The sequence below is a fragment of the Cystobacter fuscus genome (assembly GCF_044360685.1).
Classification (GTDB): domain Bacteria; phylum Myxococcota; class Myxococcia; order Myxococcales; family Myxococcaceae; genus Cystobacter; species Cystobacter fuscus_C.
Window position 1 is genome coordinate 4,107,872 of record NZ_CP043491.1, and the last position, 13,453, is coordinate 4,121,324.

13 protein-coding genes are annotated in these 13,453 nt (G+C 70.6%); all 13 read left to right on the plus strand.

The features are described 5' to 3' along the window. Window positions 1-9 precede the first annotated feature (9 nt). The 13 genes from ribE to F0U63_RS16960 are packed head-to-tail and all read left to right on the plus strand — an operon-like array spanning window position 10 to window position 13,438. Window positions 10-501, plus strand: coding sequence for a 6,7-dimethyl-8-ribityllumazine synthase (gene ribE, locus F0U63_RS16900; protein ID WP_002630210.1), 492 nt, complete (start codon window positions 10-12; stop codon window positions 499-501). Window position 502: 1 nt separating this feature from the next. Continuing rightward, window positions 503-922, plus strand: a complete 420-nt coding sequence (gene nusB, locus F0U63_RS16905) for a transcription antitermination factor NusB (protein ID WP_002630209.1) — start codon at window positions 503-505, stop codon at window positions 920-922. Beyond that, window positions 919-1,407, plus strand: a complete 489-nt coding sequence (locus F0U63_RS16910; protein WP_395846949.1) for a M17 family peptidase N-terminal domain-containing protein — start codon at window positions 919-921, stop codon at window positions 1,405-1,407. The genes nusB and F0U63_RS16910 overlap by 4 nt, the downstream gene beginning before the upstream one ends. Before the next feature lie 50 nt (window positions 1,408-1,457). After that, window positions 1,458-1,832: a response regulator gene (locus F0U63_RS16915; RefSeq protein WP_395846950.1), complete on the plus strand. Its 375-nt coding sequence runs from the start codon at window positions 1,458-1,460 to the stop codon at window positions 1,830-1,832. After that, window positions 1,829-4,111 carry a chemotaxis protein CheW gene (locus tag F0U63_RS16920; RefSeq protein WP_395846951.1) on the plus strand — a complete coding sequence of 761 codons (2,283 nt, stop codon included), beginning with the start codon at window positions 1,829-1,831 and terminating at the stop codon, window positions 4,109-4,111. Before F0U63_RS16915 ends, F0U63_RS16920 begins: the two co-directional genes overlap by 4 nt. A 38-nt stretch (window positions 4,112-4,149) precedes the next feature. Then, entirely contained in the window at window positions 4,150-4,716 is a 567-nt protein-coding gene (locus F0U63_RS16925) for a chemotaxis protein CheW (protein ID WP_395846952.1), read from the plus strand. Next, a complete protein-coding gene (locus F0U63_RS16930; RefSeq protein ID WP_395846953.1) occupies window positions 4,713-5,288 on the plus strand; it encodes a chemotaxis protein CheW in 576 nt (191 codons plus the stop codon). Before F0U63_RS16925 ends, F0U63_RS16930 begins: the two co-directional genes overlap by 4 nt. After that, window positions 5,285-7,264 carry a HEAT repeat domain-containing protein gene (locus tag F0U63_RS16935; RefSeq protein ID WP_395846954.1) on the plus strand — a complete coding sequence of 660 codons (1,980 nt, stop codon included), beginning with the start codon at window positions 5,285-5,287 and terminating at the stop codon, window positions 7,262-7,264. The genes F0U63_RS16930 and F0U63_RS16935 overlap by 4 nt, the downstream gene beginning before the upstream one ends. A gap of 26 nt (window positions 7,265-7,290) precedes the next feature. After that, window positions 7,291-8,160 carry a CheR family methyltransferase gene (locus F0U63_RS16940; protein ID WP_395846955.1) on the plus strand — a complete coding sequence of 290 codons (870 nt, stop codon included), beginning with the start codon at window positions 7,291-7,293 and terminating at the stop codon, window positions 8,158-8,160. Continuing rightward, a complete protein-coding gene (locus F0U63_RS16945) occupies window positions 8,157-9,194 on the plus strand; it encodes a chemotaxis response regulator protein-glutamate methylesterase (RefSeq protein ID WP_395846956.1) in 1,038 nt (345 codons plus the stop codon). The genes F0U63_RS16940 and F0U63_RS16945 overlap by 4 nt, the downstream gene beginning before the upstream one ends. Then, a complete protein-coding gene (locus F0U63_RS16950) occupies window positions 9,191-9,994 on the plus strand; it encodes a hypothetical protein (RefSeq protein WP_395846957.1) in 804 nt (267 codons plus the stop codon). The genes F0U63_RS16945 and F0U63_RS16950 overlap by 4 nt, the downstream gene beginning before the upstream one ends. 19 nt (window positions 9,995-10,013) lie before the next feature. Continuing rightward, a complete protein-coding gene (locus F0U63_RS16955; protein WP_395846958.1) occupies window positions 10,014-12,101 on the plus strand; it encodes a hypothetical protein in 2,088 nt (695 codons plus the stop codon). After that, window positions 12,098-13,438, plus strand: coding sequence for a hypothetical protein (locus F0U63_RS16960; RefSeq protein ID WP_395846959.1), 1,341 nt, complete (start codon window positions 12,098-12,100; stop codon window positions 13,436-13,438). The genes F0U63_RS16955 and F0U63_RS16960 overlap by 4 nt, the downstream gene beginning before the upstream one ends. Window positions 13,439-13,453 lie beyond the last annotated feature (15 nt).

Sequence of the window (13,453 nt, forward strand, 5' to 3'; positions counted from 1 at the left end):
GGTCGGGACATGCCTCGCTACATCGAAGGTGACTTCCTCCCCCCCAAGGGCCGCTTCGCCATCTGCGTGGCCCGCTTCAACGCGTTCATCACCGAGGAGCTGGTGAAGGGCGCGCTGGACACGCTGGTCCGCCACGGCGTCGCCGACGGGGATATCGACGTATTCCGTTGTCCGGGCACCTATGAGCTGCCCGCGCTCACGCGGCGCGTGTCGGAGACGCGCTCGTACGTGGGCATCATCACCCTGGGTGCCGTCATCCGCGGCGGCACGCCCCATTTCGACTACGTGTCGGGCGAGTGCACCAAGGGCATCGGCCAGGTGGCCTTCACCTCGCAGGCGGCCGTCACCTTCGGCGTGCTCACGTGCGACACGGTGGAGCAGGCGATCGACCGGGCGGGCGTCAAGGCCGGCAACAAGGGCTCGGAAGCAGCCGCGGCGTGCATCGAGATGGTCAACCTCCATGCGAAGCTCGCCACGCTGACGGACGGGAAGAGGAGCTGACATGGGTGCGCGCAGAACGGCACGCGAGCGGGCCCTCCAGGCGCTCTACCAGATGGAGATGACTCCGGGCTCCATCCATGACGCCCTGGAAGCGGCCTGGGCCGCCGCCGAGGTGACGAACAAGGAGCCCGAGGCGGTGAAGTTCGCCCGCGAGCTCACCGAGGGCGTCATGGCGCACCGCGCGGAGATTGATCGGCTCATCGAGCAGCACAGCCACAACTGGCGCCTGGATCGCATGTCGCGCATCGACCGCAACGTGCTGCGCCTGGGCGTCTTCGAGCTGAAGTACCGCCCGGACATCCCCAAGAAGGTGTCGCTCAACGAGGCGGTGGAGCTCGGCAAGAACTTCGGCACCGAGGAGTCCAGCGCCTTCGTCAACGGCCTGCTGGATCGCGTGGCCGTCGCCCTGGGGAAGCAGTGAACGTCTCCGCGCACGAACTGGGCCTGGGCGGGTTGGACTCGCTGGCGGATGTGGACGCCCTGTGCCTCTTCGTGGGCGAGGACGACCGGCCCCTGCCCGGCACCGCCGGGTACGTGGACTGGCGCTTGTGCGGCACCCTGTCGCGCGTGCTCCAGTCCGGCTTCTTCGTGGGCGCCCAGGACGACTCGCTCCTGCTGCCCACGGACGGCCGCTTCAGCGTCCCCCGCGTCTTCGTCATGGGCCTGGGCCGGCGGCGTGGCCTGGAGCCGTCCTCCCTCGGCGAGGCGCTCGCCTCCGCGGGCAAGGTGCTCACCCGGGCCAGGGTGGAGTCGGTCGCCCTGGAGGTCCCCGGCCAGGACGCCCTGGACGAGTCCGTCCGCTTCTCCGCTCTCCAGGAGCACTTCCTCCCCGCCTTCCGGGGAAGGAAGGTGGCCGTGCTGGCGGACAAGGAACTCGCTCGCCGCCTCTCCGGCCGCAAGGGGTGAATCTCGCCCCCTCTCGTCCTTCTGTTAGGATGTGAGGCTCGGTCGCACGAATGACGTCCAAGATTCTCATCGTGGAGGATTCCAAGGCCTCGCGGGAGTTGATCTCCGCGACGGTGGAGTCCATCCCGGGGCTGGAGGCCATCGCCACCAGCAGCGGTCTGGAGGCACTCAAGCTGCTGCCCCAGCACGCCTTCGCGCTCATCATCACCGACATCAACATGCCCGACATCAACGGGCTGGAGCTCATCCGCTTCGTCAAGACGAACCCCGCCTTGCGTGACACGCCCCTGTTCATCGTCACCACCGAGGGCCGCGAGAAGGACCGCGACCGGGGGCTGGCGCTGGGCGCGGCGGAGTATCTCGTCAAACCCTTCTCCCCGCAGAGCCTGGAAGGGCTCGTGCGGCGCTACCTCAAACTCGCGTGAACTCCGCGGGCAAGGCCCTGGCGGAGTTCGTCGCCGAGGGAACGGAAATCCTCGAGTCGCTGGGCAAGGAACTGCTCGTGCTGGATCAACAGCGCGGGGTGGAACCCGAGCCGGACATCATCAACGGCATCTTCCGGGCGGCGCACTCGCTCAAGGGTCTGGCGGCGCTCTTCGGCCAGGAGCGCATCGCCCGGCTCGCCCACCAGTCCGAGGATCTGCTGGATCGGCTGCGGCTGGGCCGGCTGTCGCTGGATGACCAGGTGCTCGATCTGCTCATCGAGTCGCTGGACGTGCTCCAGGCGCTGTTGGCGGAGGCCGCGCGCGAGGAGTCCTCGGACGCCTTGAACGAGCGCGTGAAGGCGCTGGGCGAGCGGCTGGCGAACCTGGGCACCGCCTCGGCGACGGCCGACGAGGATCCGCTCGACCGGCTGGAGCTGGATCCACAGGTGCGCTCCGTCTTCACCGAGTACGAGGAGCACCGCCTGCGCGAGAACGTGCGCCGGGGCGTGGCGCTCTACCGCATCCGGGCCGCGTTCGACTTGTCCGACTTCGACACCGGGCTCACCGAGCTCAACGTGCGCCTCAAGCCCCTGGGCGAGGTCGTCAGCACGCTGCCCTCGTCGGAGCCCGGAGGCCTGTCGGGCATCGCGTTCGATCTCATCTTCGGCTCCCGGGTGTCCGAAGCGGAGCTGGCGGCGAAGCTGCAGGGCACGCCCGCGCAGCTCTTCGCGCTCTCCGTCCGTCCGAGCGCCGCGGCCCCGGCCGGGCTCGCTCCTCAGGCGCCGGCCGCGCCGCTCCCCCTCGCGCTCCCCCCCGTCGAGGCGCCCGCGGCGAAGAAGACCACCCGGCGCAAGCCTCGCGCTCCCAAGACGGGCGCTGGGTCGTCCACGCCGGCGGAGGACGTGGCGCCCGCGGACGCGGCCCTGGTGAAGACCACCGCCCTGCGCGCCGTCGAGCCGGTGGCTCCGCCACTCCCCGCGTCCGACACCTCCTCCCTGCCCGCGGTGCGCACGCTGACCGAGGAGCCGGTGGCGCCGCGCGGCCCCAAGACGGAGAGCGAGTCGGCGCGCAGCCTGACGCAGACGGTGCGCGTGGACATCAGCCGCCTGGACGCGCTGATGAACACCGTGGGCGAGCTGCTGCTCATCAAGGCGAACCTGCAGCGCATGGCGGAGAGCGCCCGGGTGGATGCCGGGGTGACGCTCTCCAAGATGTGGGGCCAGGATCTGTCGCGCGAGACTCGGCAGCTCGAGCGCAAGCTGGACGCGCTCCAGGAGGGCCTGCTCGAGGCGCGCATGGTGCCGGTGGGTCAGGTGTTCGACCGGCTGGCCCGGCTGGTGCGCCGCATCGCGCGCGAGGTGGGCAAGGAGATCGACTTCATCATCGGCGGCGGCGACGTGGAGCTGGACAAGCTCATCGTCGAGGAGCTGAGCGATCCGCTCATGCACATCATCCGCAACGCCATCGACCACGGCGCCGAGTCGCCCGAGGCCCGGCTGGCGGCGGGCAAGTCCCGGCGGGCCCGGGTGTCGCTGCAGGCCGAGCAGAAGGGCAACCACGTCCTCATCAAGGTGAGCGACGACGGGGCGGGCATCGACGAGGTGGGGGTGCGTGAGCTCGCGCTGCGCAAGGGCCTCATCACCGAGGCGCAGGCGCGCGAGATGAGCCGGCGCGAGCTGCTCAACCTCATCTTCCTGCCGGGCTTCTCCACGGCGCGCAGCGTGTCCGAGCTGTCGGGCCGGGGCGTGGGCCTGGACGTGGTGAAGAACAACATCGGCAACCTGTCCGGCATCATCGACGTGTGGAGCGAGCGCGGACAGGGCACCGCCTTCCACATCACGCTGCCCGTCACGCTTGCCATCATCCGCGCGCTCGTCGTGGGGGTGAGCGGGCGCACCTACGCCGTGCCGCTCAACAGCGTGCTGGAGATCCTCTCCGTCAAGCCGGCGGAGATCCGCACCGTGGAGCGGCGCGAGGTGTTGGACTTGCGAGGCACCACGCTGCCGCTCATGCGCCTGGCCCGGGTGTTCAACCACCCCGAGCGTCCCGCGGACCGCTACTTCGTGGTGGTGGCGGGGCTGGCCCAGGAGCGCCTGGGCATCGCCGTGGACGAGCTCCAGGGCCAGCAGGACATCGTCGTCAAGTCGCTGGGTGGACGCCTGCAGGGCGTGCGGGGGATCTCGGGTGCCGCCGACCTCGCCAACCGGCGCACCGTGCTGGTACTGGATGTGGGTGCCCTGCTCGAAGAGGGGATGAGCTCCGAGCGCCGCCGGGCCTGAATCGCTCCCGGGGCCGTGGGCCTGCTATTCTGGGCGCCGTGCCTTCCTTGTCCGTCCTGCTCGACAGCTTCTTCTACCGCCCCGATGAGGACGTGGGCCTCATCCAGGAAGTGGTGGCCGGGACCGATGAGTCGCTCGAGCCCGTCGCGGAAGAGGTGCCCGAGGAGTATCTCGCCTTCCAACTGGAGGGCGAGCTCTACGCGGTCCCCATCCACGGCGTGCGGGAGATCGTCAAGGTGCCGGCCCTGACCGAGGTGCCTCGCGCCGCGCCCAACCTGCTGGGCGTCATGTACCTGCGCGGCGAGGTGCTGCCCGTCTACGACATCAAGGTGAAGCTGCGCCTGGCCGACAAGGCGCCCCTGGTGGCCGGTCCGGACGCCACCGTGACGCCTCCGCGCGGCACGCGCATCATCGTCGTGCAGGCCTCGGACGGGCTCGCCGGCATCTGGGTGGACGCCGTCAACGAGGTGGTGCGGCTGCGTCCCTCGATGCTGGAGCTGGCTCCGCCCGGCGTGGGCGGCGGAGAGCGCGACTGCGTGGTGGGGCTCGGGCGGCGCAAACAGGAACTCTTCATTCTGCTCGATCTCTGGCAGGCCCTCTCATGAGACAGCGAATCAACGTCCTCACCCGCGTGACGCAATCGCGCGCCGAGGAAGAGGCCGCGGCGGAGCGGGATCCGCTCGTGCAACTGTGCGCCTTCTTCGTGGGCACCGAGGAATACGCGGTGGACATCATGCGGGTGGAGGAGATCCTCCAACCCCAGCGCCTCACACCCCTGCGCGGTGCGCCTCCCTTCATCGAGGGCGTCATCCGGCTGCGCGGCGCCATCCTCCCGGTGGTGGACCTGCGCAAGCGGCTGCTCGGCCAGCCCTCCCCGGTGGACACCCCCAAGACGCGGCTGCTGGTGTGCTGGTTGGGCCGCCGGCGCGTGGCCTTCACCGTGGACCGGGTGTCCGAGGTGGTGCGGCTGCGCAGAAGTGACATCAAGCCCGCGCTCGGCGCGGTGGGCCCGGCGCCCTTCGTGGTGGGTGTCTATGGCGCGCCGGAGGGCCGCGACGCCTCGGCGCACGGGGGCGAGCGCCTCAAGCTGCTGCTGGACGTGAAGGCCCTGCTGCTGGCGGAGATGCTGGCCGAGTCTAATGCCCACGCCAACGCCACTCGAAGGGTGAACGGATGAGCGAGGAGGGACGGAACGCCGAGGAGGTGCGTTACCGGGCCCTGCTGGATCTGGACGTGTCGCGTCCGGAGACCCGGGAGGAGCTCGTGACCGGCCTGCACGACGAGAGCTGGCGGGTGCGCCGCGCGGCGGCCGATGGGCTCGTGCGGGTGCCGGATCGCGGGGCCGTGGTGGAGCGGCTCATCGCCGTGCTGGGCGAGCGCGACGAGACGGGCGCGCGCAACGCCGCGGCGGAGGCCCTCTCGGGCATGGGGGTGTCGGCGGTGCAGCCCCTGGTGCACCTGCTCGGGCACGCGGATCCGGACTTGCGCAAGTTCGCAGCGGACATCCTCGGCCAGCTCGCGCTGCCGGGCGCCGAGGGCGCGCTGGTGGCCGTGCTGCTGGAGGACGGGGATCTCAACGTCCGGGTGGCGGCGGCGGAGGCCCTGGGCCGGGTGGGGGGACGCGGCGCGTCGTTCGCGCTCGAGCGCGTGCTGTCCAATCCCGAGCCCCTCTTGCGCCTGAGCGCCCTGGAGTCGCTCGCGGCGCTGCGCCATCCGCCCCCGCTCGCCGAGGTGGTGCCCCTGCTCAACAACCCCCTGCTCAAGCGCAGCGCCTACCGGGTGCTGGGCCTCATCGAGCGCACCGAGGTCGTGGGCCTGGTGTGCCGGGGCCTGGCGGCGTCCGAGTCGCGCTCCACCCGGGAGGCGGCGCTCGTGGCGCTCGGCCAGCACTCCGCGCGGATGGTGGATGGCGCGCGCCCCGCCATGTACGCGGCCGTGGGCGAGGCGCTTCGGCGGCTGCTCGGGGCGGTGAGCTGGGTGGCCAGCGCGCTGGAGGCCGGGGACATCGAGGTGAAGGCCGGCGCGCTCGTGGCCGCGGCCTCCCTGCGCGAGCCCCGGCTGGCGCCCCTGGTGGCGGAGGTGGCCCAGGAGGAGCGGCTGGTGCCCGAGGTCATGCGCACGCTCGCGTGCTTCGGCCCGGAGACGGGACGCGAGTTGCTCGCGAGCATGGACCGGTTGTCCTTCCCGGCGCGCGAGGCGGCCGGGCAGGTCCTGGTGGACATGGTGGACGAGTCCTTCGTGCCCGAGCTCGTCCAGATGCTCGACTGGGGCGAGGTGGACTTGAAGGGCGTGGCGGCGCGGGCGCTCGGACGCACGGGGGCGCTGGAAGCCGTGGAGCCACTGGCGGGCTTCCTGTCCAACCCGGAGCTCGCCGGGGTGGCCGCTCGCGCGTTGGTGGCGCTGTCGGTGGGCTTTCGCGCGCAGGTGCTCCAGGTGCTGCAGACGTCCCTGGAGCAGGGGGCGCAGCCCGTGGTGCTCAATGCCCTGGTGCGCGTGGGCGGCACGGCCCAGCTCCCCCTGGTGCGGCGCATCGCCCGGGAGGCGTCCGTGCCCCTGCGCGCCACCGCCGTGGAGGTGCTCGCCGCGGTGGATCCCTCCGGGGGTCTGGAGCTGGCGCGCGTGGCGCTGGTGGACGAGGCTCCCCGGGTGCGTGCCGCCGCGGTGCGGGTGCTCGGCCAGGTGGGGGATGTCTCCCTGGCGCCGCTGCTGCGACGGGCCCTGGCCGATGACGCGCTGGAGGTGCGGCTCTCCGCCCTGGAGGCGGTGGGGGAGTGCGGAGCGGTGGCGCTCGCGGAGGACCTGGAGGCCTTGGTGCGGCATCCGGACGGAGCCATCGCCTTCCGGGCGGTGCGCTCACTGGCGCGGCTGGGCGTGCTGCGCGACGAGGTCATCCAACACGCGGTGGCACATGAGGACCACGAGGTAGTGAAGGCGGCGTTGCTGGCGGGCGCGGCCTCCGGGGGCGGCGAGGCCCTGGCCCTGGGGCTGCTCGGCCATGCCCACTGGGACGTGCGCGCCGCGGCGGCCCGGCTGCTGGCGGACTCCCGCGAGGAGCGGCTGCTGCCGCAGCTGATGAACGCGCTGGTGTCCGAGTCGGATGCGCTGGCTCGCCGGGCGTTGGTGGACGCGGTGGAACGCTTGTCGGGACGTTGAGTGAAGGGGGGAGGACCGCGCGGGTGATGCCTTTCGATACAGGCAGGCCGGAGATGACCGCGGAGGAGTTCCGCCTGTTGCGGGACTTCGTGTATGCCTACTGCGGCATCCTGGTCCGCGACGACATGAAGTACGTCATGGAGCGCCGGTTGTGGCCCCGGCTGGAAGCCCTGGGCCTGACGGATTTCAGCACCTACTACCGCTACCTGCGCTTCGACGCCCAGCGCCGCTCCGAGCTGGAGACGGCCGTCGAGGCGCTCACCACCCACGAGACGTACTTCTTCCGCGAGCCGCGCCAGCTCAAGGCCTTCTCCGAGGAGGTGTTGCCGGTGCTCGAGCGCCGCAACGCGCGCTCGCGGCGCCTGCGCATCTGGTCCGCGGGCTGCTCGTCCGGGGAAGAGGCCTACACCGTGGCCATGCTCCTCCTGGAGAGCGGGCGCTTCGAGGGGTGGGAGCTCGAGGTGCACGGCACGGACATCTCCCGCCGGGTGCTCAACGTGGCGCGCCAGGGCGAGTACGGACCGAGTGCCCTGCGCTCCACGTCCCCGGACAAGCTCGCGCGCTACTTCGTCCACGTGGGGCCCAACCGCGTGCGCGTGCGCGACGACGTGCGCGCCATGGTGTCCTTCGGGCACCACAACCTGCGCGACGTGGACGCCGTCCCCCTGAGCGCGCGCGTGGACGCCGTCTTCTGCCGCAACGTGCTCATCTACTTCGACGCGCCCGCGCGCCAGCGCGTGCTGCGGCTGCTCTACGACAAGCTGGTGCCCGGCGGCTACCTCATGCTGGGACACTCGGAGAACCTCATCAACCTGAGCGCCGACTTCGAGCTGGTGCACCTGCGCGGGGATCTCGTCTACCGCAGGCCCGAGCTGGGCGGGGGAGGGGGAACATGAGCGCCGAGGAGCCCCTGAAGGTCCTGGTGGTGGACGACTCGGCGCCCAACCGCCGGCTGCTCACGCAGCTGCTGGAGTCCTCGCCGGACGTGCGCGTGGTGAGCACCGCCGCCGACGGCAACGAGGGCCTGCGCCAGGTGATGGCGCTGCACCCGGACGTGGTGACGTTGGACCTGGAGATGCCGCGGCTGGGCGGCTACTCCTTCCTGCGCCTGCTCAAGAGCGCCGCGCCCACGCCCGTCATCGTCATCTCCAGCTACGCGCACAAGGCGGACGTGTTCAAGGCGCTGGAGCTGGGCGCCTTCGACTTCATCGCCAAGCCCTCCAAGCCCACGCCCGACGCGCTGGAGCGGCTGCGCCGGGAGCTGCAGGAGAAGGTCCACGCCGCGCGGCGGGTGCGCGCGGAGCTTCAGCCCGTGGTGCGCCGCACGCGCGTCATTCCCCTGGAGCCCTCGTTCGTGGTGGGCGTGGGCGCCTCCACGGGGGGACCGCCCGCGGTGCAGCGGCTGTTGGAGTCGCTCTCTCCCGAGCCGTCGATGAGCCTGCTGGTGTGCCAGCACATGCCCAAGCAGTTCACCCGCGCCTTCGCCGAGCGCCTGGACAGGCTGGGCCCCTTCACGGTGCGCGAGGCGCAGGAGGGCGACACGCTCCAGCCGGGCCATGTCTTCATCGCCCCGGGTGGACGGCAGCTCGTGGTGTACCGGCAGGGCGGGCAGTACACGCTGGGCACACCGCCGCCGACGATGCAGGACAAGCACGCGCCCTCGGTGGACCGGCTCTTCATGAGCATGGCCGAGGTGTTCGGTTCCAAGGCGGTGGGTGTGGTACTGACGGGCATGGGCTCGGATGGGGCCCTGGGCGCCAAGAGCATCCGCAAGGCGGGCGGCGAGGTGTGGGCGGAGTCGGAGCGCACGGCGGTCATCTACGGAATGCCCCAGGAGGCGGTGGCCACCGGAGCGGTGAGCCGGGTGCTGCCGCTGGGGGAGATTGGCCCGGCGCTGGTGGAGCTGGCACGGAAGAGACGGGTGACATGAAGACCTTTCCCGCGCAGTTCGCGGATCTGCTCACGCCCCGGGGGCGGCGCATCCTGGAGGGCCGGGACGACGAGGCGTGCGGCGCGCTCCTCAAACCGGGCCAGCGCTTCGTGGCGCTCAACGGGGTGATCGACGCGCGCAAGGCGGCGGCCTGCCGGGACGCGCTGGAGGCGGCGCTGCCGGGCACGCTCTCGCCCATGGAGGACCCCATCCCCCCCGAGAGCATCCTCGGGATGACGGAGAACTACGAGGAGCTCCTGCCCAAGACGGTGCGGGTGAGCACGGCGATGCTGGAGAGCCGGCGCTCGCGCTCGTATGCGGCCGCGGAGCGGGTGGGGCTGGTGGAGATGATGCGCTCGGACAGCTTCGCGGCGTTCGCGGCGGCGGTGAGTGGCCGGCCGCTGCGGCGCAAGTGGGGCATCCAGGTGCTGTGCTACGGCCCGGGGGACTACGCCGGGCCGCACAACGATCACCACCCCGAGGACGAGGAAGCACGCGACGGCTACGTGGACATGCACCTCACGTTCGCCACGCCCGCGGTGGCGCACCAGTGGCTCATCTACTCGAAGAAGGGACACTTCTCGGAGATGAAGAGCGTGAACACGCTGGGCGGCATCACCGTGTACCGGCTGCCCTTCTGGCACTACACCACGCCGCTCATGGCCCGGCCGGGCCGCGACGAGGACGCACGGCGCTGGGTGCTGCTCGGCACCTTCCTGGACGCGCCCGAGCAGCGCCGCAAGGGCTCCGCCGTCGAGCCGCCCCCCGTGTCGGCCGCCTCCGTGCTGCTGCGGCGCTGAAGTGCCCTCGGGGGTGCCCGTGAGGGCTTCTGTCACGACGCGAGGCGGCGGGGTGGCGTTGCTGCTGCTGGCCGTCGTCGTGCTGGCGGGGTGCGCCACGAGTGCTCCGCTCGTGCTGGCCGGGGGGACAGGCGGGTCCGGCGCAGCCTCGGGAGAAGCTGTCGCGTGTGGAGAGCAGGCTCTGCCTGCGGGGTGGCCCGAGCTGTCCGCGGGAGATGCCGAGGCGTTGCTGGCCCCTTTGCTGCGATGTGCCACGCCCGGGGACTACGTGGCGTTGCAGGAGCGGGTGGACATGCCCCGGCTGGTGGAGGCCCTGGACGGCTGGAGCGCCGTGCGGCTGGGTGCGCTCGGGCCCGTGCGCGCGGACGCCGCCGACCTCCTCACCCGCAAGCGCGCCGCCTTCCTGCTCGAGGCCACCGAGCGCTATGGGCACTACCACGCGGAGGTGTTCGCCCTCTTCGTGCTGCACTCGGCCCATGACGACGAGGTGCGCGCGCTGCTGCGCCTGCTGGCCCGGGACAAGCAGTTGGGCCAGACGCTGGGGCTGATGCCCGCCGTGCGCGAGGAACTGGAGCGGCGAGGCCTGCCGCTGTCGGCCCATCCGGAGCGGGCCGAGCGGCCCGGTGACGTGCTGCGGGGACTGGGCCGCGCCGCGCGGGACGTGCTCGCCACCAGCCCGATGAGTGATGGCGGGCGGTACAGCGAATTGTCCGCGCGGTGGAAGCAGTTGCCCGCGCCCTATCAGGAGGCCGCGTACGAGGTGGAGCGGGCCCTGGCGCTGCGGCACTTCAGTCCGGGAAGCGTGGCGGTGGGCAGCTTCGACGCGGTGACGTTCGGCGTGCCGCTGGGCTTCTATTACCTGGTGCTGGGGACGGGGCAGGGGGTGGCCTCGCTGTCCCGGGGCCAGTACGAGCAGGCCACGCGCGAGTTGGCACCGGCCCTGTTGCTCGGGGCGCTGTACGCCGGAGGCCGGGGCCCACGCGTCCTGTCCAAGCCGCGCCTGACGGCGCTGAAGGAACGGGTGCGGCAGTTGGAGGCGAGGCTGGGGGTGGAGGGCGTGCGAGCGCTGGCCCGGGACCTCCAAGCCAGCCGGGAGGCGGGCCACTTCGTGGCGGTGGGGGGAATGGACGCCGCGCTGGCCCTGGGTGAGGCGCGGGGAGATGTGGCCCGAGCCCAGGCGATGATGGCCCGGGCCCGGCCCGAGGCCACGGGCTCGCCAGCGGGGAAGGGGGAGAAGGGGGCGAGTTCCGGGAAGGGGGCCACCGTGGCGGACGACGCCACACGCTCCTCTCTCGAGCGGAGTGGTGCCGCGGAACGCTCCGGGGGCATCGCCTCGCTGGTGGACGAGGAGGTGGGCCTTACCCGGGAAGTGGTGGAGGCCCGGCTGGCACTGGTGGAAAGCGAGGCCACGGGTCCGCGTCTGCCCAGGGACGTGGCGGTGCTGGAGAGGCAGCGGCCCTCCCTGGAGGCTCCTCCGCCCGGAGCCGAGGGCAACCCGCGCTGGGGTGAGTACGTCGCCTATTACGAGAGGCGGTTGGGGGAACTCGGGCAGGGGAAGGCCGTCGAAGGACCTCTGCGCTGGGCCTCCTACGAGCGGATGTGGGGCGGGTTCACCCGGGGACTCGCCTTCGAGCGCTTGATGGTGAATCTGTTGCGTGAAGACGCGAAACTGCCTCGGGCTCAGCGCCGCTTCCTCGGGGACTTCGACAAGCCTCGCGTTGAAATGCAGGTGGGCGTGAGGAAGCTGGATTCTGGTCTGCGCTACACAGATGTGCTCGTCATCGAAGAAGGTGCGCTTGGCGGGCGACCACGTCGCGTGGAGACGTTCAGCTTCAAGAGCCGCGACCTGTCGGGACTGAAGTACAAAGATCTGAAGGCGCAGATCGTTACGGATGCGAAGGAAGCTTTGACGAAGTACGGCGAGACGCTGAATATCCGCCGAGGCTCCCTCCAGTCCCTTTTCCCAGGGGGCAGTGAGGTTCAGGTCCCGAGGGTCCGCCTCATCTACGAGGGAGGCAACCTCAAGCCCAGGGATCCAGACTTCATGAAGAGAGCCGTGAACGAAACCAGGCAATTGGTCCCGGGTGTGGAGGTGTTGGTCCAATGAAGGCGCTGAGCGTGCATGACTTGCAGCCGGAGGACAGCCTCAAGCTCATTTTCGATGCTGCTTTCGACTCGAAAGCGGCGCTGAAGAGCGAGTTGGAGCCGCTTCTCCAGTCGCTCGATGGGTACGCCAACGGGTGGCTGCCGGATGTCGCTGAGGGCAAGCGGCGACGCAAATATGCCCGCGCTGCCATCTGGAAGGCACTGGAGGAGCAGCGCGGCGAAAAAAGCACGTCCATCGGGCTCTATCGCACGAAGTGGCCCGCGTTGGATATGTCGCTCAGTCTGTGGTTTCCACCGTTGCCTCCAAACCTCGGAGTCTTCATCAACGTGAAACCGCTCTCCTTCTTCTCGGAGGTGGAGCGTTGCCGCCACTTCGTGGAGATGGTGCGCACATGGGCTTCTCGCTATCCGGTTGCCTATGCCATGGCCCACAGTGCCGATGATAGAGCATTGGCGGGCGCTCCCAATTTCGGCCGCGACGATGAGACTGAATACAGGGACGGTTTCGACAAGATCTACGAGGTGTGCTGGCTCAATGTCTTTGGTTCCAGATTGGTGGAGTCTGTCGGCCGCGAGCGCATGCTGTCCACGCCGGCCTGGAGGGTGGAGGAACTGCCCAATGGTGGCGTGCTCGTGGTGACGAGGCCCACCGTCACGGACTTCGCCAGCGAGGAGGCGCGCCTCGCCCAGGCCCGTGCTCACTGTCACCTCCGGCCGGACCTGGACTTCGACACCGTGCTGCGCACCCTGCGCGAGCGCAGCGCCACGCTCGCCCCCGTGGAGCCCCGCTTCCACCCGGCTCTGGCTTCGCTCCTCTCGCGCGTGGTGGACGACGTCGCCAGCTACAAGCGTCAGCGGAAGATCGCCGAACTCAACGCGTGGCAACCTCCCGAGCCCGAGGAGTGGCGCCCCGCCGACTCCGCCTTGCCTTCGGATGTGGAGGACCCGGAGCGCGCGTGCGCGCACTACCGCTATCTCGCCGAGCACCTCGTGGCCCTGCTGCACACGAAGGTGCCCTCCGTCTTCGAGGCGACGCCCGAGTCCCTCACGGAGGCCGACTTCTACTTCTGGCACGAGGAGTTCCCGACGAGCCGCCTGCGGGAGAACATCGACGCGCACGCGGTGCCCGCCATTGGCGCCTACCTGGGTCAGGTGCTGGTGCGCAACCTCGGAGGCCGGTGGATTCCGCGCGAGAAGCTCGAGGAAGCCCAGGTACTCGTGGGCCACCGCGTCTGGTTTCCCTTTGTCCGCGCACGTCACTACATGCGCTCGCGCCAGGCGCTCCTGGACTACTCCCTGACGCGGCTCTACCGCGTGGCCGAACGTCATCGTCCCTGACGGTTCCCCAAAAAG